Origin of the sequence: Sphingomonas sp. SORGH_AS_0950 (assembly GCF_030818415.1) — a bacterium.
GTDB lineage: Bacteria > Pseudomonadota > Alphaproteobacteria > Sphingomonadales > Sphingomonadaceae > Sphingomonas.
Map to the genome: position 1 here is coordinate 1,501,303 of NZ_JAUTAE010000001.1, position 22,443 is coordinate 1,523,745.

The 22,443-nt window shown below is 68.6% G+C and carries 22 protein-coding genes; 11 read left to right on the top strand and 11 right to left on the bottom strand.

The features are described 5' to 3' along the window. Window positions 1-154 precede the first annotated feature (154 nt). Window positions 155-1,894: a DEAD/DEAH box helicase gene (locus QE385_RS06380; protein ID WP_307100146.1), complete on the bottom strand. Its 1,740-nt coding sequence runs from the start codon at window positions 1,892-1,894 to the stop codon at window positions 155-157. 208 nt (window positions 1,895-2,102) lie between these two features. Here QE385_RS06380 and QE385_RS06385 point away from each other — a divergent pair, with 208 nt between their 5' ends. From QE385_RS06385 to QE385_RS06395, 3 genes are all read left to right on the top strand, one after another. Next, a complete protein-coding gene (locus QE385_RS06385; RefSeq protein WP_307100148.1) occupies window positions 2,103-2,558 on the top strand; it encodes a GreA/GreB family elongation factor in 456 nt (151 codons plus the stop codon). A 140-nt stretch (window positions 2,559-2,698) separates the two neighbouring features. After that, a complete protein-coding gene (locus tag QE385_RS06390; RefSeq protein ID WP_307100150.1) occupies window positions 2,699-3,886 on the top strand; it encodes an NAD(P)/FAD-dependent oxidoreductase in 1,188 nt (395 codons plus the stop codon). Between the two features lie 69 nt (window positions 3,887-3,955). Further along, window positions 3,956-4,252, top strand: coding sequence for a hypothetical protein (locus QE385_RS06395; protein ID WP_307100152.1), 297 nt, complete (start codon window positions 3,956-3,958; stop codon window positions 4,250-4,252). Between the two features lie 305 nt (window positions 4,253-4,557). Here QE385_RS06395 and QE385_RS06400 read toward each other — a convergent pair whose 3' ends face one another. After that, window positions 4,558-5,859: a tetratricopeptide repeat protein gene (locus QE385_RS06400; RefSeq protein WP_307104601.1), complete on the bottom strand. Its 1,302-nt coding sequence runs from the start codon at window positions 5,857-5,859 to the stop codon at window positions 4,558-4,560. A 188-nt stretch (window positions 5,860-6,047) separates the two neighbouring features. On the opposite strand from QE385_RS06400, the gene QE385_RS06405 reads away from it, so the two are divergent. Next, window positions 6,048-7,157 carry an SPOR domain-containing protein gene (locus QE385_RS06405; protein ID WP_307100154.1) on the top strand — a complete coding sequence of 370 codons (1,110 nt, stop codon included), beginning with the start codon at window positions 6,048-6,050 and terminating at the stop codon, window positions 7,155-7,157. A 48-nt stretch (window positions 7,158-7,205) separates the two neighbouring features. Here the strand turns inward: QE385_RS06405 and serB are convergent, their stop codons facing one another. Beyond that, the gene (gene serB, locus QE385_RS06410) at window positions 7,206-8,084 is read right to left on the bottom strand and encodes a phosphoserine phosphatase SerB (RefSeq protein ID WP_307100156.1); all 879 of its coding nucleotides are present in this window, start codon (window positions 8,082-8,084) and stop codon (window positions 7,206-7,208) included. On the opposite strand from serB, the gene miaA reads away from it, so the two are divergent. From miaA to QE385_RS06435, 5 genes are all read left to right on the top strand, one after another. Continuing rightward, complete coding sequence (miaA, locus tag QE385_RS06415) at window positions 8,083-9,015, top strand: tRNA (adenosine(37)-N6)-dimethylallyltransferase MiaA (protein ID WP_307100158.1); 933 nt, start codon at window positions 8,083-8,085, stop codon at window positions 9,013-9,015. The genes serB and miaA overlap by 2 nt on opposite strands. 85 nt (window positions 9,016-9,100) lie before the next feature. Beyond that, on the top strand, window positions 9,101-10,846 hold the full coding sequence (locus tag QE385_RS06420) for an acetolactate synthase 3 large subunit (RefSeq protein WP_307100160.1): 1,746 nt from the start codon (window positions 9,101-9,103) through the stop codon (window positions 10,844-10,846). Between the two features lie 148 nt (window positions 10,847-10,994). Beyond that, complete coding sequence (gene ilvN, locus QE385_RS06425; RefSeq protein WP_307100162.1) at window positions 10,995-11,510, top strand: acetolactate synthase small subunit; 516 nt, start codon at window positions 10,995-10,997, stop codon at window positions 11,508-11,510. A gap of 126 nt (window positions 11,511-11,636) precedes the next feature. Next, window positions 11,637-12,656: a ketol-acid reductoisomerase gene (gene ilvC / locus QE385_RS06430; RefSeq protein WP_307100165.1), complete on the top strand. Its 1,020-nt coding sequence runs from the start codon at window positions 11,637-11,639 to the stop codon at window positions 12,654-12,656. A gap of 293 nt (window positions 12,657-12,949) precedes the next feature. Next, the gene (locus tag QE385_RS06435) at window positions 12,950-13,564 is read left to right on the top strand and encodes a YceI family protein (protein ID WP_307100167.1); all 615 of its coding nucleotides are present in this window, start codon (window positions 12,950-12,952) and stop codon (window positions 13,562-13,564) included. Between the two features lie 50 nt (window positions 13,565-13,614). Here QE385_RS06435 and QE385_RS06440 read toward each other — a convergent pair whose 3' ends face one another. After that, window positions 13,615-14,016, bottom strand: a complete 402-nt coding sequence (locus QE385_RS06440) for a BLUF domain-containing protein (protein ID WP_307100169.1) — start codon at window positions 14,014-14,016, stop codon at window positions 13,615-13,617. 288 nt (window positions 14,017-14,304) lie between these two features. Here QE385_RS06440 and leuA point away from each other — a divergent pair, with 288 nt between their 5' ends. Together leuA and QE385_RS06450 are read left to right on the top strand one after the other, a co-directional pair. Next, on the top strand, window positions 14,305-15,963 hold the full coding sequence (leuA, locus tag QE385_RS06445; RefSeq protein WP_307100170.1) for a 2-isopropylmalate synthase: 1,659 nt from the start codon (window positions 14,305-14,307) through the stop codon (window positions 15,961-15,963). 84 nt (window positions 15,964-16,047) lie between these two features. Next, window positions 16,048-16,839, top strand: coding sequence for a hypothetical protein (locus tag QE385_RS06450; RefSeq protein ID WP_307100173.1), 792 nt, complete (start codon window positions 16,048-16,050; stop codon window positions 16,837-16,839). Here the strand turns inward: QE385_RS06450 and QE385_RS06455 are convergent. From QE385_RS06455 to QE385_RS06485, 7 genes are all read right to left on the bottom strand, one after another. Further along, on the bottom strand, window positions 16,833-18,293 hold the full coding sequence (locus QE385_RS06455) for a porin (protein WP_307100176.1): 1,461 nt from the start codon (window positions 18,291-18,293) through the stop codon (window positions 16,833-16,835). The genes QE385_RS06450 and QE385_RS06455 overlap by 7 nt on opposite strands. Window positions 18,294-18,435: 142 nt before the next feature. Further along, window positions 18,436-18,789 (bottom strand): dihydroneopterin aldolase, encoded by a 354-nt coding sequence (locus QE385_RS06460; protein WP_307100178.1) that lies wholly within the window; start codon window positions 18,787-18,789, stop codon window positions 18,436-18,438. After that, window positions 18,786-19,532, bottom strand: a complete 747-nt coding sequence (locus QE385_RS06465) for an SDR family oxidoreductase (protein ID WP_307100181.1) — start codon at window positions 19,530-19,532, stop codon at window positions 18,786-18,788. The genes QE385_RS06460 and QE385_RS06465 overlap by 4 nt, the downstream gene beginning before the upstream one ends. Then, a complete protein-coding gene (gene folE, locus QE385_RS06470; RefSeq protein ID WP_307100183.1) occupies window positions 19,529-20,155 on the bottom strand; it encodes a GTP cyclohydrolase I FolE in 627 nt (208 codons plus the stop codon). The genes QE385_RS06465 and folE overlap by 4 nt, the downstream gene beginning before the upstream one ends. Before the next feature lie 188 nt (window positions 20,156-20,343). Then, the gene (gene fghA / locus QE385_RS06475; protein ID WP_307100185.1) at window positions 20,344-21,186 is read right to left on the bottom strand and encodes an S-formylglutathione hydrolase; all 843 of its coding nucleotides are present in this window, start codon (window positions 21,184-21,186) and stop codon (window positions 20,344-20,346) included. After that, window positions 21,183-22,046 (bottom strand): formyltetrahydrofolate deformylase, encoded by an 864-nt coding sequence (gene purU, locus QE385_RS06480; protein ID WP_307100186.1) that lies wholly within the window; start codon window positions 22,044-22,046, stop codon window positions 21,183-21,185. The genes fghA and purU overlap by 4 nt, the downstream gene beginning before the upstream one ends. After that, the gene (locus QE385_RS06485) at window positions 22,043-22,432 is read right to left on the bottom strand and encodes a VOC family protein (RefSeq protein WP_307100189.1); all 390 of its coding nucleotides are present in this window, start codon (window positions 22,430-22,432) and stop codon (window positions 22,043-22,045) included. Before QE385_RS06485 ends, purU begins: the two co-directional genes overlap by 4 nt. Window positions 22,433-22,443 lie beyond the last annotated feature (11 nt).

Here is a 22,443-nt window from a genome sequence, read left to right on the forward strand (position 1 = left end):
TTCGCGAGGCCCGTCGCCCCAGCGAAGGCTGGGGCCTCTGGTGAATCTTTCCCGAAAGCCGAGAAAGGCCCCAGCCTGCGCTGGGGCGACGTTGAACAAAAAAGCCCTCCCCGAGACGTCTCGGGGAGGGCTTTTTTGTTCAACCGTGTTTCGCTTAGCCGCGACGGGGACCGCGCGGGCCGCCCTGGGTGGGGCGCGGCGAGTAGCGGCGCGGGCCGCCGGGGCCGCCAGCGGGACGGCCGCCCATCGGACGGTTGCCGCCCGGACCGCGACGCGGGCCGCCATGACCCGAACCGCCGGCGGGCGGGCCGTCGGCCTGCTCGATCGCGATATCGTCCTCGGCATGATCCGCCTCGGTCCGCTTCAGCGCGGCGACGAAGCGCGACGCCAGCGCGGCCGGAATCTCGAACAGCGTCTCGCTGGGCTGGATGCGGATCGCGCCGATCTCGTTGCGAGTGATGTGCCCGCGACGGCAGATCAGCGGGAGGAGCCAGCGCGGATCGGCATTCTGGCTGCGCCCGACGCTCATGCGGAACCAGACGGTATCGTCAAAGCCTTCGCGACGCTCGCGCGGGGCGGGCGCATCGCCCTCGATCAGTTCCTCGGCCTGGGGCAGCGCGGCGCGGTGCGCGCGGACCAGCGCGGCGGCGATGTCCTCGGCCGACTTCTCGGCGAGCAGGCGGGTCGCCAGTTCGCGATCGGACTCGTCCACCTCGACCGGCGCGAGCAGCGCGGTCAGCAGGCGCTCGCGGTCCTGTGCCCGGATTTCCTCCAGCGTCGGCGCACGCCGCCACTGGGCGTCGATCCGCGCGCCGCGCAGCATGCCCTCGACCCGGCGACGGCGCGGATAGGGGACGATCAGGATCGCGGTGCCCTTGCGGCCCGCGCGGCCGGTGCGGCCCGAACGGTGCTGAAGCGCCTCGGCATCGCGGGGGATCTCGACATGGATCACCAGCGTCAGGCCGGGAAGGTCGATGCCGCGCGCCGCGACGTCGGTCGCGACGCAGACACGGGCGCGACCGTCGCGCAGCGCCTGGAGCGCATGGTTGCGCTCGTTCTGTGAATGCTCGCCCGACAGCGCGACCGCAGAGAAGCCGCGCTCGACCAGACTGGAATGCAGGTGGCGGACATTGTCGCGCGTGGCACAGAACAGGATCGCGACCTCGGCCTCGTGCAGGCGCAGCAGGTTGACCACCGCCGCCTCGATATCGGCGGGCGCGACCGTCACCGCCTGATATTCGATGTCGCTATGGCCCTTTTCCTCGCTGATCGTCTCGATCCGCTTGGCGTTGTTCTGATAGCGCTTGGCGAGCTGGACGATCGGGCGCGGCATGGTTGCCGAGAACAGCAGCGTGCGACGCTCGGACGGCGTGCCGTCCAGGATCTGCTCCAGATCCTCGCGGAAGCCCATGTCGAGCATCTCGTCCGCCTCGTCGAGCACCACCGCCTTGAGCGAGGACAGGTCGAGCGCGCCGCGCTCCAGATGGTCGCGCAGACGGCCGGGGGTGCCGACGACGATATGCGCGCCGTGGTTCAGCGCCCGGCGCTCGCGCGAGGCATCCATGCCGCCGACGCAGGTGGCGATGCGCGCCCGCGCACCGGCATAGAGCCATTCCAGCTCACGGCTGACCTGCAGCGCCAGTTCGCGGGTCGGCGCGATGACCAGCGCCATCGGCGCACCGGCATGGGGCAGGTTCTCGCCATCGACCAGCAGGTCGTTCGCCATGGCCAGGCCGAAGGCGACGGTCTTGCCCGACCCGGTCTGGGCGGAGACGATCAGGTCGCGACCGGCGGCGTCCGCCTCGATGACGGCGGCCTGGACGGGCGTGGGCGCGGCATAACCACGCGCGGAAAGAGCGGTCGAAAGGACCGTGGGCAGGGCAGAGAAAGGCATGGGGACTCCAACGAAAAAGGAGCGCGTACCGCCGAACCAAGGGACCCATCCCTCTCGGTTGGCGGATACACCCATGCGGCACGGGTGAATGTTTGCGTTCCGTGAAAGCGAGGCCCTATACACGCATTGCCGGAAAACTCAACCGGGCTTGCGGCGAACCGATCGCCCCGCCATGGAGCCGCGCCATGACCCGATGCGTTGATCCCCGATGAGTGTCGCCTTTCGCCGCGAATCCGATGAGGAGCATCTCGAACCCAAGTTCGAGCTGCCGATCCCGCCCGGCCCCAATCTGGTCACGCCGCGCGGGGCCGAGCTGACCCGTGCCAAGGTGACGGAGGTCGAGGCTGCGCTCGCCGCCGCGTCGGACGAGGATGAGCGGACCCGGCTCCAGCGCGAGCTGCGCTACTGGAACACCCGCGCCGCGACCCTGGAACTGGCCCCCGCCCCGGCGGAGGACGAGATCGGGATCGGCAGCGTGGTGACGATCCGCCTCAACGGGCAGACAAAGACGCTGACCATCGTCGGCCATGACGAAGCCGACCCCGCCCAGGACCGCATCGCCTATGCCGCGCCGCTGGCCCGCGCGCTGATGGGCGCGATGGAAGGGGAAACCGTCGCGTTCGGGGGCAAGGCCGATGCGGTGGAGGTAGTGGAGGTAAGCTGAACGCTCCTCTCCCCTCCCGCAGGCGGGAGGGGCCGGGGGAGGGCCTGGAGTCTCACAGAGACCATCGCCTGCGGGAGAGGAACGCCAAGACGAGGGCGTGCCCCCTATCCCGCCCCGCCAAATCCCCCTAAAGCTCCGCCATGCAACATCATGACGTGATCATCCTGGGCGCGGGCGCGGCGGGCCTGATGGCGGCGGCGACCGCCGGGCAGCGGGGGCGGCGGGTGCTGGTCCTCGACCATGCCGACGCGCCGGGCAAGAAGATCCTGATCTCCGGCGGCGGGCGGTGCAACTTCACCAATATCGGCACCCTGCCCGACCGTTTCCTGTCGGCGAACCCGCATTTCGCCAAATCGGCGCTCGGCCGCTACACCCCGGCCGATTTCCTGGAACTGGTCGAGGCGCATGGCATCGCCTGGCATGAAAAGACGCTGGGCCAGCTCTTCTGCGACGGGTCGGCGCGGCAGATCGTGGCGATGCTGCTCGACGAGTGCGACAAGGCCGGGCGGGCGGGCGGCATGGTCGACATCGCTTTGGGCCAGCCGGTCGAGGCGGTCGCGCATGACGGCACGCAATTCCGGGTGACGCGGGGCGGCCGGGCCTACACCGCCCCCTGCCTGATCGTCGCGACCGGCGGGCCCAGCATCCCCAAGATGGGCGCGACCGGCTATGCCTATGATCTGGCGCGCCAGTTCGGGATGAAGGTGGTCGAACCGCGCCCCGCGCTCGTGCCGTTGACGCTGGGCGGCGACGAGACGCTGTTCCGCTCGCTCTCGGGCGTCGCGGCGGAGGTCGTCGCACGGTCGGGCAAGACCCGCTTCCGCGAGGCCGCGCTGTTCACCCATCGCGGGCTGTCGGGTCCGGCGATCCTGCAAATCTCCTCCTATTGGCGGCATGGCGAGGCGATCGGGATCGACTTCCTGCCAGACTGCGCGGGCGACTGGCTGCTCGCCGCCAAGCGCGCCGCCCCGCGCACCTCACCCCACCGCCTGTTGGGCCAGCACCTGCCCGACCGGCTGGCCGAGACGCTGGCCGAGCGCCTCGCGCTGCCGGGCGAGCTGGGCGCGGCGACCGACAAGGCGCTGTCCGCCGCCGCCGCCCGACTGGCCGACTGGCCGTTCCACCCCAATGGCAGCGAGGGCTATGCCAAGGCCGAGGTGACGGTCGGCGGCGTGTCGACCGCCGGGCTGTCCTCGCGCACCATGGAGGCGAAGGCGGTGCCGGGGCTGTATTTCGTCGGCGAGGCGGTCGACGTCACCGGCTGGCTGGGCGGCTATAACTTCCAATGGGCCTGGGCGAGCGGGCGCGCCGCCGGCGAGGCCGTCTGATCCGCGTCCGGGCGCGGCGACTGGCGCGTCGCGCGCGGGCGGTCTATCCTGCCGGGCGAAAGGATCCTTATGCCGCTGCTTGATCTGTCCCGCGCGCGCCCCATCCGCCACTGGCGGATCCCGCTCTGGTCGATGCTGGCCCTTATCGTCCTCGCCCCCGCCGTCGCGATGCGCTTCACCGGCGAGGTGAAATGGGACGCGGTCGACTTCCTGATGGCGGCGGTCCTGATGGGGACGATCGGCATCGCGTGCGAAGTGGCGGCACGCCTGCCCGCGCAAGCCCCCATCCGGGCCTTGATCGTCCTCGGCTCGACCCTGCTGGTCCTCACGATCTGGGCGGATGCCGCCGTCGGCCTGTTGGACTAGGTCCGATCGCCATTCAGCGATGCCTTTTCTTCCCTCGCCCCTCGCAGAGGGGAGAGGGTTGCGCAGACTTGGTCTTTGCGAGAGCAAAGGCTTAGTCGGAGCTGGGTGAGGGGTGGGCGCTCGCGAAGCGAGCGCGCGAGCCTACAGGCTCGCTCAACCCCTCACCCAAGCTGCGCTAGCCAGCAGGCTGGCAAGCTTCGCTAACCCTCTCCCCTGTCCAGGGGAGAGGGAAGAAGAAGCAATCCTGAATGTCGGTTCCACCTAGAAGGTGCGGTCCAGCCGGGCGTGCAGGGCGCTGACCGGCCTTATAGCGAGGCCAGACCGATCCCCGGCCGTGCCCAATGCGCCATCCGGTCGTCGGCCTGGCGGCGCACGAAGCAGGCGCCCCCGGTCCGGCGATAGCGCCCGCACAGCGCATCCGCCTGGTCCCGGCTGAGCCCCCCAACCGACAGGCGGTGCAGCTCGCCCCCCGAATGCTGGATCGTGCCGCTCTGCGGCGCATAATCGGAAAGCCCGGCAAATTGCCGGGTCAGCAGACCCCAGGCACGCTGTGCCCCGTCCTCGCGGCCAAAGGCGCCGATCTGGACGTTCCACTCGCCCTTGGGCGCGGCGACACGGCGTTCCTCGGCCCGGCGGAGCAGCGCGGGCGTGGTGACGAGCGCCGCCGCCATGCGGGTCGCGCGCTTGTACGGCGTCGGCTCGGCATCGATGATCGCGGCCTGTTCGACCAGCGGGCCGGGCGGCGGCGGGACGTCTTCTCCCTTGGCGGCCATCGCGACCGGCACGTCGGCGTCGGCCGGGCGGGGCAGCGCCTGGACCATGTCCTGCACCACCGCCGCCGAGGGTGCGGCGTTGAGCGCCAGTGCCAGCGGCTGGCCGCTATCCACCGCCGGGCGGATGCCGAGCAGCGCGGACACCTGATCCGCCGGACTGGTCGTCGCAACGAAATCGGCCCATTCGCGCATCCGCGCCTCGACATCGGCGGGCGCCATATCGGCCGAGGCGGCCATGCGCGCCATGTCCCATTGCCCCGCCAAGGCCAGCGCCAGCGCCAGATTCTGCCGGGTCTTGACCGAAGCGCCGGGTTCGCGCGCGGCGGCGGTCAGGAGGCGTATGCCGTCGCCGGGTGATCCGGCCAGCGCCACGGCCAGCCCCAGATCGGTGGCGGGAATCATCGCCGCATGGCGCTCCAGCATCGCACGCGCGCACGCGCCATTGCCCCCGGCGATCATCGCCAGCGACAGGTTCAGCGCGGCGCGCCCGTCCTTCGGGTCCAATTGCAACGCGTCGGTAAAGGCCTGTCGCGCCGAGGCGAAGCGCCCCGCCTGGAGATAGCTCTGCCCCAGCAGCGCACGATAGCCCGCCTGATGCGGGTCGGCCGCGACCAGCCGTTCGGCCAGCGCCACCGCCCCCTCGCCGTCCCGCTGCGCCAGCACACGGCGCGTCCGGTCGGCAAGCGCAGCGGTCGCCTGCGCCTCGCCGCCATGCCCCGCCCCGTCGGCCAGTCGCGCCGTGCGGCGATCCGCCGACGTACAGCCGGTCAGGACGCCACCGATCATCAGCGCGCCGATGCTGCAGGCCATGAGAGTGCGGATCGTGGTCATCATCGTCACCAGCCAAAAGCCATGGGGTCGCGGGCTCCGGGCACGCCGCCGCGCCCATGGCGTTATCCGTTTCCCCGATCGGGGACGATGCTATCCGGCGACGCGCTAAGGAACGGTTAAGCCTTGAGGAACGCTTTACCCGCGCCCCGCCTCGGGGCATGACGGACGCGATAGTTATTGGGGGAAGAAGGATGATGCGCAGGTTCCCGGTCGTCGGCGCGGCGCTGGCCACGCTTGCCACCTGCCTCCTCGCCGCGCCTGCGCTGGCCGATGTGAAGGCGGGCGTCGATGCCTGGGCGCAGGGCGATTATCGCAAGGCGGTGGAGGAGTGGCGCGGCCCCGCCATCGCGGGCGACGCCGATGCGCAGTTCAACCTGGCCCAGGCCTATAAGCTGGGACGCGGCGTACCGCTCGACCCCGCGCTGGCCGAAAGCTGGTTCCGCAAGGCCGCCGCGCAGGGGCATGCCCAGGCCGCCGACAATTATGGCCTGGCGCTGTTCCAGTCGGGCAAGAAGGCCGAGGCGCTGCCCTGGCTGGAAAAGTCGGTCGCACGGGGCGAGCCGCGCGCGCAGCTGGTGCTGGGCACAATGCTGTTCAACGGCGACGGAGTGACGCGCGACTATCCGCGCGCCTATGCGCTGATGACGCTGGCGTCGCAGGCGGGGCTGCAAGCCGCTTCGCAGACGCTGGCACAGATGGACCAGTATATCACCCCGCCCGACCGCCAGCACGGCGTCGAGCTGGCCCAGCAATATCGCGCCCGGCTGGCGGCCCTGCCCACCCCCGAGACCACCGGGCCGAAGCGGGTGACGGTGGGAAGCGAAGCGACGCCGGGCAAGGCCGCCGACGCCCCTGTCCGCACCGCCGGACAGGCGCGCCCGGCGGTGCAGCCGGTGCCGGTCCCCCCGTCGCGATCCGCAGCCTCCGGTTACGGGGCCAGCTATCCGGCGCCCGGCACCTCTCCGAGCCCGACGCCACCGGTCCGCGAGACGGCCGCCGCCCCGGTCGAACGGCCCAAGCCCATGGCGTCGACGCGCACCGCCGCGCCGCATGCCCCCAAGCCTACGCCTCCCCGCGCGGCCGGGGGCGGCGCGTGGCGTATCCAGCTGGGCGCTTTCCGCGACCGGGGCAATGCCGAGGGACTATGGCAGCGGGTGCGCGCGCGACTGGCGGGCGCACAGCCGCATTATGTCAGCGCGGGCGGGGTCATCCGCTTGCAGGCGGGCGGCTATGCCGATCGCAATGCAGCCCAGGCCGCCTGCACCCGCTCGGGCCAGCCCTGCGTGGTGGTCGTCCCGTAGACGACGCCCCTTCCTCCCCTATTCAGGGAAGGAAGGGCATCATGGCCCTTAACCGACCACCCATTCCGAACGCGGAATGCCCTGCGCATAGAGAAGCGCGGTCAGGTCGTTATGATCGACCCGCGCCGCCGCCGCGCCCGCGACGATCGGCTTGGCACGATAGGCGACGCCCAGCCCGGCGCGACGGATCATCGCCAGGTCGTTGGCCCCGTCGCCCACTGCCATGCTCTCCGCCGCGCCAATGCCCAGTTCGTCGAGCGCGGCGAGCAGCGTCTTCTCCTTGGTGTCCGAGCCGACGATCGGCTTGCGCACCGTGCCGGTCAGCTTGCCGTTCGCGATCTCGAGGTAATTGGCGATGGCGCGGTCGAAACCGATCTCGGACGCGACCGGTTCGGCGAAACGGGTGAAGCCGCCCGACACCAGGATCGCATGGCCGCCGCGCGCCTTCATCGTGCGGACCAGCGCGCGGGCACCCGCCATCAGCGTCACCCGCTCGGCCAGGCATTGCTCGATGACCCGCTCGTCCAGCCCTTCGAGCAGCGCGACCCGTGCGTCCAACGCGGCGGCGAAGTCCAGTTCGCCACGCATCGCCCGCTCGGTCACCTCGGCGACCTGCGCCTTGATCCCGGCATAGTCGGCCAGTTCGTCGATGCACTCGACCGTAATCATGGTGGAGTCCATGTCGGCGACCAGCAGCCGCTTCTGGCGATGCGCGGCCGGCTGGATGATGACATCGGTCCGGTCAAACCGGCCGTGCAGCACGCCCGCCGCAAAGTCGGGGTCCTCGGCGAAGCAAATATCCGCCGCGCGGCCTTCGTCGATCCAGTTCCAGTCGGCGACCGCGCACAGCGGCGTCATCTGCGCCACCGCCTCCGAAATATCGCGCTCAGCGATCGATTCGGCTGCTATCAGCGTGGCGATGAACATGGCGAACTCCTCTGACCGTCCAAAGGTCGCGCTCATCGCAGGGCCGACCGCGAGCGGCAAGTCCGCATTGGCGCTCGATCTGGCCAAGGCGACCGGCGGCACCATCATCAATGCCGATTCGGCGCAGGTGTACCGCGACCTCTCTATCCTGACCGCCCGCCCCGCCCCCGAAGAGGTGGCACAGGCACCGCACCGGCTGTTCGGCCATGTCGACGGTGCGGACACCGGCTATTCGGCGGCGCGCTGGGCGGCGGAGGCGCGCGCGACGATCGAAGATTGCGTGGCGGCGGGGTCGCTGCCGATCCTGGTCGGCGGCACCGGCCTTTATATGCGAACCCTGCTCGACGGCATCGCGCCGGTGCCGGAGATCGATCCCGCCATCCGCGCCGAGGTTCGCGCGCTGCCCGTCGCCGAGGCCCATGCCGCCCTGTCCCGCGAAGACCCGACCGCCGCCGCCCGGCTCAATGCGGCAGACACTACCCGCGTCGCCCGCGCGCTGGAGGTGGTGCGCGCGACCGGGCGTCCGCTGCACGCATGGCAGGCGCATAAGGAAGGCGGGATCGGCGATCACATCGCGCTGTCCGCCGTCATCCTGCTGCCCGACCGAGACTGGCTGAACGCCCGCATCGACCGACGCTTCGGGGAAATGCTGGACGAGGGGCTGGACGAGGCCGCCGCGCTTCTCGCCCGTCCCGACCTGCCCGCCGACGCCCCGATCCGGCGCGCGATCGGCGTGCCGGAGGCCGCCGCACTCCTCGAAGGCCGCATGACCCGCGCCGAGGCCGAGGCGGCCGGGGCGCTGGCGACAAGGCGTTATGCCAAAAGGCAATTTACCTGGTTCCGTCACCAGCCAGGGCCCGACTGGACCGTGATTCCCGACCCTGACGCCGATGTGCGTCGCAACATAATAGAAACTTTATTGCGCCGTTGACGGTTGACGCGCACTTTTTAAACTTGTAGCCGCGCCTTTCCCGACAAGCCCCGTCAGTGGGCACGGACGCAGAAGGACAAAGACGATGACCGAGAAGAGCGGAGCCGATATCCTGGTCGAGGCGCTGTGCGATCTCGGCGTGGAGGTCGTCTTCGGCTATCCGGGTGGTGCGGTGCTGCCGATCTATGACGCCATGTTTAGGTCGAAGCGCATCCGCCACATTCTGGTCCGCCACGAACAGGCGGCGACCCATGCGGCGGAGGGCTATGCCCGCTCGACCGGCAAGCCCGGCGTGGTGCTCGTCACCTCCGGCCCCGGTGCGACCAATGCGGTCACCGGCATCACCGACGCGCTGCTCGATTCGATCCCGATGGTGGTCATCACCGGCCAGGTCCCGACCGCGCTGATCGGCACCGACGCGTTCCAGGAGGCCGACACGGTCGGCATCACGCGCCACTGCTCCAAGCATAATTATCTGGTGAAGGACCCCGCGCGTCTGGGCGAGGTGGTGCATGAGGCTTTCCACATCGCGACCTCGGGCCGCCCCGGCCCTGTCGTGATCGACATCCCCAAGGACGTGCAGGTCGCCACCGCCCGCTATCAGAAGCCGGGTCCGATCCGTCACAAGACCTATCGCCCGCAGGTGAAGGCCGACCAAGCCCAAGTCGAGCAGCTGGTCGACATGCTGGCGGCGGCCGAGCGTCCGATCCTCTATACCGGCGGCGGCATCATCAATTCGGGTCCGGCCGCGTCGCAGCTGCTGCGCGAACTGGCCCGCATCACCGGCGCGCCCGTCACCTCGACCCTGATGGGCCTGGGGGCCTTCCCGGCCAGCGACCCGCAATGGCTGGGCATGCTGGGCATGCACGGCACTTACGAAGCCAATATGGCGATGAACCAGGCCGATCTGGTGGTAGCACTTGGCAGCCGATTCGACGACCGCGTCACGGGCCGTCTGGACGCGTTCAGCCCGAACAGCCGCAAGGTCCATGTCGATATCGACCGGTCGAGCGTGAACAAGAATGTCCGCGTCGACCTGGCGATCATCGCCGATGTCGGCCACGCGCTGGAGGATGCGGTGCGCATCTGGAAGTCGCGCCAGCATCCCAAGCCCGACACCACCGAATGGCAGCGCCGCATTGCGGGGTGGCGCGCGGTCGGCTGTCTCTCCTTCCCGGAGAATGGCGACGCGATCATGCCGCAGCGGGCGATCCGCGCGCTGTACGAAGCGACCCAGGCCCGCCAGCCGATCATCACCACCGAGGTCGGCCAGCACCAGATGTGGGCCGCGCAGCATTTCGGCTTCGAAAAGCCCAATAAGTGGCTGACCAGCGGCGGTCTGGGCACCATGGGTTACGGCCTGCCCGCCGCGATCGGTGCACAGCTCGGCAATCCGGGTGCGCTCGTCATCGACATCGCCGGCGAAGCCTCGATCCAAATGAACATCCAGGAACTGGCGACTGCGACCCAGTATCGCCTGCCGGTCAAGATCTTCATCCTGAACAACGAATATATGGGCATGGTCCGCCAGTGGCAGGAACTGACCTATGAAAGCCGCTATGCCGAGAGCTATTCGGACTCGCTGCCCGACTTCGTGAAGCTGGGCGAGGCCTATGGCTGGAAGGGCATATTGATCGAGCACCGCGACCAGCTGGAGGACGGCATCGCCGCGATGCTGGACCATGACGGGCCGGTGATCGTCGACTGCCGCGTCGCCAAGCTCGCCAACTGCTTCCCGATGATCCCGAGCGGTGCGGCCCATACCGACATGATCCTGCAGGCCAATGAGGTATCGGGCACCATGGACGACGAGGCCAAGGCGCTGGTTTGACCTTCAAGCTCCTCCCCGGCACGGGGAGGGGGACCGTGACGCGAAGCGGCACGGTGGAGGGGGATCGCCGCGCAGGACAGCATGAGTGGAGAGCCCCCTCCACCATGCTCCGCATGGTCCCCCTCCCCGTTCCGGGGAGGAATTGAATATGCACATCAAGACCGAGAAGGTGGAACGCCACACGCTGGCGGTGATCGTCGACAACGAACCGGGCATCCTGGCCCGGATCGCCGGGCTGTTCACCGCGCGCGGCTATAATATCGAGAGCCTGACCGTGTCGGAGATCACCGCCGACAAGGCCGTCAGCCGCATCACCATCGTCACCAGCGCCTCGCCGTCGGTGATGGAGCAGATCATCGCCCAGCTCGACCGGCTGGTCCCGGTCCACAAGGTCACCGATCTGTCGGTGCTGGGCGACCATGTCGAGCGCGAGCTGGCGCTGGTGAAGGTGGCGGGCACCGGCGAACGCCGGATCGAGGCGCTGCGCCTCGCCGAAGTCTATCGCGCCCGCGTGGTCGATGCGACGATCGGCAGCTTCGTGTTCGAGGTGACCGGCACCATCGCCAAGATCGACAAGTTCGTCGAACTGATGGGCGAGGTCGGCCTGGTCGAGGTCGCCCGCACCGGCATCGCCGCCATTTCGCGGGGCAAGGACGCGGCCTGAAACATCATCACAACCACTATCGTCACCCCAGCGAAGGCTGGGGTCTCCTGGCCGGGCACTGGCCCTGACCGCAAGAGATGCCAGCCTGCGCTGGCATGATGGACCTCATCGAAAGGGAAGAAACCAATGCGTGTGTATTACGATCGCGACGCCGATCTGAACCTGATCTCCGAAAAGAACATCGCCATTCTGGGCTACGGCTCGCAGGGCCATGCCCATGCGCAGAACCTGCGCGATTCGGGCGTCAAGAATGTCGCGATCGCGCTGCGCCCCGGTTCGGCCTCGGCCGCCAAGGCGGAAGCGGCGGGCTTCAAGGTCCTGTCGAACCAGGAAGCGGCCGCCTGGGCCGACATCCTGATGATCCTGGCCCCCGACGAGCATCAGGCCGCGATCTATGACGCCGACATCAAGGGCAAGATGAAGCCCGGCGCCGCGCTCGCCTTCGCGCACGGCCTGAACGTGCATTTCGGCCTGATCGAGCCGCCCGCGGACATCGACGTCATCATGATCGCGCCCAAGGGCCCCGGCCACACGGTGCGCAGCGAATATGTGCGCGGCGGCGGCGTGCCCTGCCTGATCGCGATCCATCAGGACGCCAGCGGCAACGCGCATGACGTGGCGCTCGCTTACGCCTCGGGCGTCGGCGGCGGTCGCTCGGGCATCATCGAGACCAACTTCCGCGAAGAGTGCGAAACCGACCTGTTCGGCGAGCAGGCCGTGCTGTGCGGCGGCGCGACCGCGCTGGTCCAGGCGGGCTTCGAGACGCTGGTCGAGGCGGGCTACGCCCCCGAAATGGCCTATTTCGAGTGCCTTCACGAGCTGAAGCTGATCGTCGACCTGATGTATGAGGGCGGCATCGCCAACATGCGCTACTCGATCTCGAACACCGCCGAATATGGCGACATCAAGACCGGCCCGCGCATCATCACCGAAGAGACCAAGAAGGAAATGAAGCGCGTCCTGGCCGACATCCAGTCGGGCCGCTTCGTGAAGGACTTCGTCCTCGACAACCGCGCCGGCCAGCCCGAACTGAAGGCCAGCCGCATCGCCGCCAAGCGCCACCAGATCGAACAGGTCGGCAGCGAACTGCGCGCGATGATGCCGTGGATCGGCGCGAACAAGCTGGTGGACAAGGCGAAGAATTGATTTTTTGTCGGGGGGTGGGCTCGGTGAGACACCTTTGCCCTCCCCCATCCCCTCCCGCCTGCGGGAGGGGTGCGCCAGGCGGAAGCTGCAAGCGCTTCGGCTAGCCCGCAGTTTGCGACAAAAGCAAAACGACTGCCCCAAACCTCTCCCCTCCCGCAAGCGGGAGGGGATGGGGGAGGGCAAGGGGCCTCGCAGAGACCCACCCCCGGAAACGCATCGTTGCGACCTTGGCCTTTGACGTGCGTTAACCGCACGGCCCACAAAGGCCGCCGTTCAACAGGGAGTACCCACCCATGCGTTTCGTCCTTCCCGCCGCCATGGCGCTCGTCCTCGCCGCCCCGGCCATTGCCCAGACCGCTCCGGCGGGCATGCCCGGCGCGCCGGTCGCCTCGCGCGTCGTCGCGGACACCTATGCCGTCGACCCCGCGCATACCCAGGTCACCTGGTCGCTCAACCATATGGGCTTCTCGATGCTCGAGGGGCAGTTCGGCGCGTCCGAAGGCACGCTGACCCTCGACCCGGCCAAGCCACAGGCCGCCAAGGTCGACGTGACCTTCAAGATCGACAATCTGTCGGTCACCGCCGCCCCCTTCGCCAATCACCTGAAGTCGAAGGACTTCTTCGACGCCGCCACCTATCCGACCGCGCGCTTCGTCTCGACCGGCGTCAAGGTCATGGGCACCAAGGCGGTCATCACCGGCAACCTGACCATCAAGGACCAGACCAAGCCGGTCACGCTGAACGCGACCTTCTTCGGTGCGGGCACCAATCCGATGTCCAAGAAGCTGAACATCGGCTTCCGCGCGACCGCCAAGATCAAGCGTTCGGACTTCGGCGTCGGCGCCTATGTGCCGGTCGTGGGTGACGATGTGGACCTGGTGATCAACGCGGCCTTCACCGCGCAGTAAGCCATTGCCGTCCGGTTCCGGCCGCCCGAGACCGGGCGGTCGGGGCCGGATCAGAACAGACGCTTCAGCCCCGCGAAACTCTCGAACGTGGCCCGGATCTCGGGCGACGCCGTCGCCGCCATACCCGCGATGCGCGCGACCAGCCTGGCCTTGTCCTCGCCCTTGGTCGCATAGCCCATCGCCCAGTCGCCAAACTCGCGGGCGTCCACCGTCCGGTCGGACAGGATCACCAGGGCATGGTGACGCGAGTCCGCCGCGATATGGCGATAGACCCGCTCCACCGCCGCCGCCTCGCCCTCCAGCGCCTGGAGGAAACGCCGACCGTCATAATAGAGCAGCCCCGTCACCCCCGCCCGCGCATTGTTGCGGCGCGACGCCTGCAGGATCGCCTCGGGATCGATCGCCGCCGCCGGGCCCTTCACGCTGCTGATATAGACGAGCTGGCGCAACATCGCGGTCCCCCTCTTCCCGGCGGCGCCGGTATTCCGGCCGTCGATGCCGCGCCCGGCTTTAACAAAGCGTTCACGCGGTGCGGCGGGATATGGACAAGCCCGCCGCGACGCGGCATGAACCGCTTCATCATGATCGCCGTGCTGCCGCTTCGTTCGCTTCGACTTATCCGCCCTTAGGGGAGGATCGGCGTGGCCATGCGCGACTTCCCTAAGGGCTGAATGAACCGATAAGCCTGTCCCCGCCGTGCCTCTGGCCAGACGCGGCCGAGAATGCTGGAAGACCCGATCATGTTGCGCGACCCTTCGACCAAGTACCGCCCCTTCCCCGCAATCGCCCTGCCCGACCGGCAATGGCCGAACCGCACCATCACGCGCGCGCCGCGCTGGCTGTCGACGGACTTGCGCGACGGCAACCAGGCGTTGATCGACCCGATGGACGCCGAGAAGAAGACGCGGATGTTCGACCTGCTGGTCAAGGTCGGGCTGAAGGAGATCGAGGTCGGCTTCCCCAGCGCGGGCGCGACCGAGTTCGACTTCATCTCGGGCCTGATCAAGAACGATCGCATCCCCGACGACGTGACGATCCAGGTGCTGACCCAGTCGCGCCGCGACCTGATCGAGCGCAGCTTCGAAAGCCTGGAGGGCGCGCGTACCGCGATCGTCCATCTCTACAACGCGGTCAGCCCGGCCTGGCGCAAAATCGTGTTCGGCATGACCCGCGACGAGGTGCGCCAGATCGCGGTCGAGGGCGCCAAGATCCTGCGCGACGAGGCGGCCAAGCGCCCGGACACCGATTGGTTCTTCGAATACAGCCCCGAAACCTTCTCGACCGCCGAGCTGGATTTCTCGGTCGAGGTCTGCGCCGCCGTCATGGACGTGCTGAAGCCGACGCCCGACCACCCGCTGATCCTGAACCTGCCTGCCACCGTCGAGTGTGCGACACCCAATGTCTATGCCGACCAGATCGAATGGTTCGGGCGCAACATCCCCAACCGCGAGTCGGTGGTCATCTCGCTCCACACCCATAACGATCGCGGCACCGGCGTCGCCGCCGCCGAGCTGGGCGTGATGGCGGGGGCGGACCGGGTCGAGGGCTGTCTGCTGGGCAATGGCGAGCGGACCGGCAATTGCGATCTCGTGACCGTCGCGCTCAACATGTACACGCAAGGGGTCGATCCGGGGCTGGACCTGTCCGACATCGACGAGGTGGTGAACACGGTGCAATATTGCACCAACCTGCCCGTCCATCCGCGCACCCCCTATGCGGGCGATCTGGTCTTCACCGCCTTTTCGGGCAGCCATCAGGACGCGATCAAAAAGGGCTTTTCCGCGCAGGCCGCGCGCAACGACGATCTGTGGGAAGTCCCCTACCTCCCCATCGACCCCGCCGATCTGGGCCGCTCTTACGAAGCGGTCATCCGCGTCAATTCGCAATCGGGCAAGGGCGGCGTCGCCTGGGTGATCGAGCAGGACAAGGGGCTGAAGCTGCCCAAGCGGCTCCAGGCGGATTTCAGCCGCCATGTCCAGGCGATGGCCGATGCGACCAGCCGCGAACTCAACGCCGCCGACATCTGGGCCGGGTTCGAGGCGACCTATCTGCCGCGCGGCGACGACCGCTTCGTCCTGCGCGACTATGAGGAAAGCGGCTCGGCCGGGCAGCGTATCTTCGTCGGTCGCGTCCAGGTGGACGGCGAGGAGAAGTCGATCTCGGGGCGCGGCAACGGCCTGATCTCCAGCGTGATCGCGGCGCTGGCCGACACCACCGGCCCCGCGCTCGAGGTCGTCGACTATAATGAGCATGCGATCGGCCACGGTGCCGATGCGCAGGCCGCCGCCTATGTCGAGGCGCGGACCGCCGATGGCCGGACCGTCTTCGGCGTCGGGCTGGACACCGACATCGCCACCGCCAGCGTCCGCGCGGTGCTGTCCGCCGCCAACCGGGCCTGACGCCCATGGTCCCCGCCCCGCTCTTCCCCATGACGTTCGTGGAGAGCGGGGCGGTCTCGGCTCTTACGGCGTAAGGCCCCCGACATGGCGGTGCTGACCCGGCTGCCCGAGCGATATCGCGAAACCCTGCGCGAGCGGGGCGCCTCGATCACGCTCACGGTGCTGGCGCACCTGCTGCTCGCCTGGCTTCTGTTCCACCTGGCCCCTAAGCTGATCGCGCCGGAGCCATCATCCTCGCTCAGCACCTTCTCGGTCACCCCGTCGGACCGGGAGGCGGGTGCGCCGGTGCCCGAGACGCGCATCGCCACGCGCAAGCCAGCGGCGGCGGGCGGCTCCAAGGCCCCCGTCACTCCCAAGCAGCCCGACACCCCCAATCCGCCGACCGAGAAGCCCGCCGACACCTCCGCGCCGACGCCGTGGCAATGGGGCGACAAGTCGCTGTTCGCGGCGGGCGATATTTCCGCCATGCCCAAGGGGGCGGGCAATGGCGTGGGATCGAGCAACGGCGACGATCGCGGCCAGGACAGCGCATCGGCCTATGGCCCCGGCGAGGGACCGGGCGGCCAGCGGCTCTACAATGCCGAATGGTATCCCCATCGCCCGAGCAATGCCGAGCTGAACGGCTATCTGCACAGCGCGCCGCCGCCGAACAGCTGGGCGTTGATCGCGTGCCGGACGATCCCCGACTATCGGGTCGAGAATTGCCAGATCCTGGGCGAATCGCCGCGCGGACTGGGCCTGGCCCGTGCGATGCGCGAGGCGGCGTGGCAGTTCCGCGTCCGCGCGCCGCGCATCGGCGGCAAGGTGATGGTCGGCGAATGGGTCCGCATCCGCATCGACTTCAACAGCTCCGGCGGCGGGACTGATCCTCAATAGGTGAATTGCAGCTGGGTGCGGATCAGGTCGCCGGTCGCGCGGCCGGTGCGCCGGGCATCGGCCTCGCGCCGCTCCATCCGCGCATAGGCCAGCGTCAGCTCCAGCGCCTCGACCAGCTGGATCTCGGTGCCCAGCTCCCACTCGTCGGTTTCCAGGCGCGGCGCATCGACATTGGCCTTCCACCCGCCGCGATAATGTTGCCACCGGGCATAGGGGATCATGCGGCCGACCGGGGTCTTGCCCGCGTCCATCATCAGCTGGACATAGCCGCCGCCCAGCGGGCTGCTCCGCACCGCGCGCAGCCCCAGGTCATATTGCGGGCCATGGCCGGTCATCCATTCGGTCTGGATGCCGAAGGGCTGCGGATAGAGGATGGCATGGACGCCGACCCGGTCGTCGCGATAGCTGATCGGGCTGATCCCGCCGCTGCGCAATTCGGGGCGATAGCGGTTGAACATCGCCGATCCGCCGACCTCCAGCACCTGCCCCCGGAACAACGGCCCCAGGCCGTCGAGCGCGAAGGGCCAGGTCGCCATCGCGACCTTCATCAGCCGGTCGTTGCGCTCCGGCCGGTTGGTGCCCTGGCCGTTATAGACCGCCAGCCCGAACGCGCCGTAATTGCCGAACAGCTTCTGCTTCTTCTTCGACAGCCGGTCCCAGATCGCCTGCACCGCATCGGGGGTGAAATAGGCGTTGATGCCGACATCGCGCTCGCCAGGCACGCCGCTGTTGATCGCATCCGACCGGTCCAGCGTCAGCCGGTTGGACGAGGATTGCAGATTTTCCCAGCCGAACGGCACCTTCGACTGGCCGAAGCGCAGCCGCAGCCGCCGTTCGGGGTCGAGGAACCAGTCGACATACACATCGCGCAGCTGGCCGAAATTCTCGCGCCGCTCGGTGCTCGACTGGTTGTTCACCGCCGTACCGAAGTCATGCTGGAAATAGAGCTGCAACCGCTCGGTGATGTCGCCTTGCAGGACCAGCCGGACCCGGCGCAGGAGGAATCCGCCATCCTCGTTGATCGAACTGTCATGCACCGAACGCAGCCGCGATCCGGTGTCGGAGGGCGCATCCTGCTCGTCGAGAATCCCGTTATAGCGCAACTGGGTATAGCCGCGCAGGCGCAGCCGCTCATACCAGGGCGCGCGCGCCGATGGCGGTTTGGCGATCGCGATGCGCGGAGCCGGGGCGCTGGCCGCCGGTGCCGGCGCGGCGGGCGGCGCGGCGGCGATCTGCGGCGCGGGGGGCGGCGATGGCTGGGGGGACGGCGCGGCCGACACCGGGACGGCCGCCGTCCCGCCCTGCTGCGCGGCGGTCAGCGCCTTGATCTGCGCCTTCAGCTCGTCGATCTGGCGCTGCAACTCCTGCACCGTCTGCGCGGCGGCGGGCACCGGACAGGCCGCCAGCATCATCGCGACGGCGACCCGGTACCGGGCCCGATGGGGTTTCGACATGCTCACCGTGCTGATTCCGCCCTGTTCGCCGCGATGCCTGCGGCACCCGCTGATGCGGCGGCGGCTTAGGCCAGCGACGGCCGGTTCCGCAACAGATTGATGACAGTTCGGTGATAAATCCGTGACACACGAACCCCGGCGATCAGCGCGTCCGTTCGATCTCGCATCCCACCCGCGCATCGGGATAGATGCCGGTCTTCATCGACCGCACCCGGACCTTCACCACCCGCCGGTCGGCAAGGCACAGCGCCGCCACCGCCTCGCACAGGCTTTCCTGAAGCGCGAAGCCCGGCCCCCCTGCCATCGCCAGGATCGACTCGCGCAGGAAATCATAGTCCAGCACCTCCTCGATCCGGTCGGCGCTGGGGGCGGCGGGATAGGTGACGGTCATCGCGACCGACAGGGTGACCGGCTGGGGCTCGGCCTCGTGCGGATGGATACCCAGGCGCATCGCGACCCGCAGATCGTCGAGCAGGATCGTATAGGTCGCGCTCATCCCCGCCCCTCGAACATCACGTCGCCGTCGCGGCGGCAGAAACGCTGGCCGCAATCGACATAGAGCGTCTGGCCCGCAATCCCCCTGGCGGTCAGCAGGAAGGACACCGCCTCCGCCACCGCCGCCGCGCCGATCGGGCGACCGAGCAGGTTCTTGCTGGCCGCCGCCGCGAATTCCGCATCCGACTGGTCGCCGCTTTGCAGCGTGAGCCCCGGCGCGACCGCATTGACCGCGATGCGGGGGCCGAGCGCCTGCGCCAGCATCGTGTTCGCCCCCGCCAGCGCGAACTTGGCGCAGCTATAGGCGAAGAAATCGGGATTCGGATTGGCGAGCTTCTGGTCGAGGATATCGACCACCGCGCCGTCCGCCACATCGTCCTGCCGCGCCAGGGCCGAGGCCAGCAAGGCCGGGGCGGCGGCGTTGATCGCATAAAGCCTGGCCATCAGCGCGGCATCCACCCCCGGCGGGCGGTCGAAGACGAAGGCCGACGCCGAATTGACCAGCCCGTCGATCGGCCCGCCCGCCGCCATACGGGCACGGGCGAACAGCGCGTCGATCCCGTCCAGCTCGGCGAGGTCGCCCTGCACAATGGGCGCGTCCAGCTCCGCCGCCAGCGCCTTCGCCGCATCCGCCGAGCCATTATAATGCACCACCACCCGGTGTCCGTCCGCGACCAGCCGCCGCGCGATCGCCGCGCCCAGCCGCTTGGCTGCGCCGGTCACCAGGACGGTGCGGGTCGTCATCCGCCCAGGCCCATCAGCGACAGCACTTCCTTGCGGCTGCGATCATCGTCGCGGAACACGCCCATCATCCGGCTGGTCACCATCGACACGCCCGGCGTGCGAACCCCGCGCGCGGTCATGCAGGCATGGGTCGCCTCGATCACCACCGCGACGCCCAGCGGCTTCAGGTTCTGCCAGATGCAATCGGCGACCTCGGCGGTCAGCCGCTCCTGCACCTGCAACCGGCGCGCGAAGCCGTGCAGCACGCGGGCGAGCTTGGAGATGCCGACGACATGGTTGCGCGGCAGATAGGCGATATGCGCGCGGCCGATGATCGGCGCCATGTGATGCTCGCAGTGCGACTGGAAGGGGATGTCCTTCAGCAGCACGATCTCGTCATAGCCGCCGACCTCCTCGAACACGCGCGACAGGTGGACGGCCGGGTCATCGCCATAGCCCGCGCAATATTCGCGCCATGCCCGCGCCACGCGCTTCGGCGTATCGACCAGCCCCTCCCGCGCAGGATCGTCGCCCGCCCAGGCGATCAGCGTGCGGATGGCCTGCGCCACATGATCGGGCACGACGACCTTGCCGTCCTCTCCGATCAGGTCGCCATCCTCCGGGTCGCCATGCGCGCAGCTCATATCATGTCCTTCACGTCAAAGCCGGTGCGATAGCGGATCGATTGTCGGGGTGCAAAACTCGCGGCGGTGCCCTGCGATCCCCCACACCCGTTCAGCCTGAGCGAAGTCGAAGGCCACGCGACAACGACTGAACCTAAGCGGATTCCCTTGGCCTTCGACTTCGCTCAGGCTGAACGGCGGTTGGGGGATTACCCGCGCAGCCGCTCCGCCGCCCAGGCGACATGGTCGGCCATGAAGGTGGAGATGAAGTTATAGCTGTGGTCGTACCCCGGCTGCATCCGCAGCGTCAGGGCGATTCCCGCTTTGTCGCACGCCTCGGCCAGCAGTTCGGGACGCAACTGCTCGGTCAGGAACTGGTCGGCATCGCCCTGATCGATCAGCAGGTCGGGCAACCGCGCGCCGTCCTCGATCAAGGCGACGGCATCCGCCTGTCGCCATGCGGCCCGATCCTGCCCCAGATAGCCGCCCAGAGCCTTCTCACCCCAGGGAACCTGGGAGGGCGCGACGATGGGGGCGAAGGCGGACACGCTGCGGAAGCGATCCGGGTGGCGAAGGCCGATGGTCAGCGCGCCGTGGCCGCCCATCGAGTGGCCGGTGATCGCTTGCGCGTCCATATCGGCGACCGGGAAATGCTCGGCGATCAGCGCGGGCAGTTCCTGTTCGATATAGCTCCGCATCTTGAAATGCTTCGCCCAGGGCTCCTGCGTGGCATCGACATAGAAACCCGCGCCCTGCCCCATGTCATAGGCGTCGTCATTCGCCACACCTTCGCCGCGCGGCGAGGTGTCGGGGGCGATGAAGATCATCCGATGCTCGGCACATGGCCCCCGGAACTCGCCCTTGTCGGTGACATTGGCATGGGTGCAGGTCAGGCCCGACAGATACCAGAGGACGGGCAGCGTCTCGCTCTCCTCATGCTCCGGCACGAAGACCGAGAAGGTCATGCGCGTTCCGGTCACCTGGCTGTCATGCGCGTAGACGCCCTGGATGCCGCCATGCGCCTTGGAGGTCGAAATCGTCTCGATCGTCATCGGAACACCACCGTCCGGTTGTCATTGAGGAAAACGCGTCGCTCGCCCACCCAGGCGACCGCGCGGGCCAGCACCTGCGCCTCGATATCGCGGCCGATGCGGATCAGGTCGTCGACGCTGGCGCGGTGGTCGACGCGTTCGACCGCCTGTTCGATGATCGGCCCTTCGTCGAGGTCCGCCGTCACGAAATGCGCGGTCGCGCCGATCAGCTTCACCCCGCGCGCATGGGCGCGGTGATAGGGCTGCGCGCCCTTGAAGCCGGGCAGGAAGCTGTGATGGATATTGATGCACCGCCCCGGCAGCGCCGCGACCAGCCGCTCGCCCAGCACCTGCATATAACGGGCGAGGACGAGGTAATCGGCCCGGCTCTCGTCCATCAGGGCAAGCATCGCCGCCTCCTGCTCGGCGCGGTTGGCGTTGCTGACCGGCAGGTGATGCCAGGGCAGGCCATGCCACTCGACCAGCGGGCGAAGGCTGTCATGGTTGGACACCACGCCGACGATCTCGACCGGCAGCGTGTTGGTCCGCCAGCGATGGAGCAGGTCGTTCAGGCAGTGCGAGCCCTTCGACACCGCGATCAGCATGCGGGGGCGTTCGCTGGCGGGTGCGACATGCCAGTCGAAGCCGAACCGCGCCGCCGGTTCGTTCAGCGCCGCCCTCACCCCCTCGACCGAGGCGGGAAAACGCGCCCCCTGGCCGGTGAAGACGATGCGCAGGAAGAAGCGCCCCGTCTCCAGATCGGCATATTGCTGGCTGTCGAGAATGAACCCGTCAATCCCCGCCAGCGCGCCCGACACGGCGGCGACGATGCCGACCCGGTCCTGGCACGCCAGCGTCAGGATATAGTCGGCCTCGCTCATGCGGCGGGCAGGCGACAGCCGAGACAGAGCTTGTTGCCGTCCGGATCGCGCAGATAGCCGAGATAGGCCTTGCCCAGCCCGGTGTCCCGCTCGCCCAGCGGCCCCTCGATCGCGGTGCCGCCATGCGCGGTCCCGGCGGCATGCGCTGCGTCGACCTGCGCCGGATCGGCCGCGCCCAGCCCGATCGTGCCGCCATTGGCATGGGTGGCGGGCTGGCCGTCGATCGGCCGGGTCACGATGAACACCGCACCATTGTGCAGATAGAGGACACGCTCGGCATCTGGCGCCTGCCGACCCGGTTGGCCGCCCAGCGCGACGAACAGCGCGTCATAGAAGGTCTTGGACCGCGCGATGTCGTTCGATCCGACCATGATATGGGTGTACATATCCATTCCCC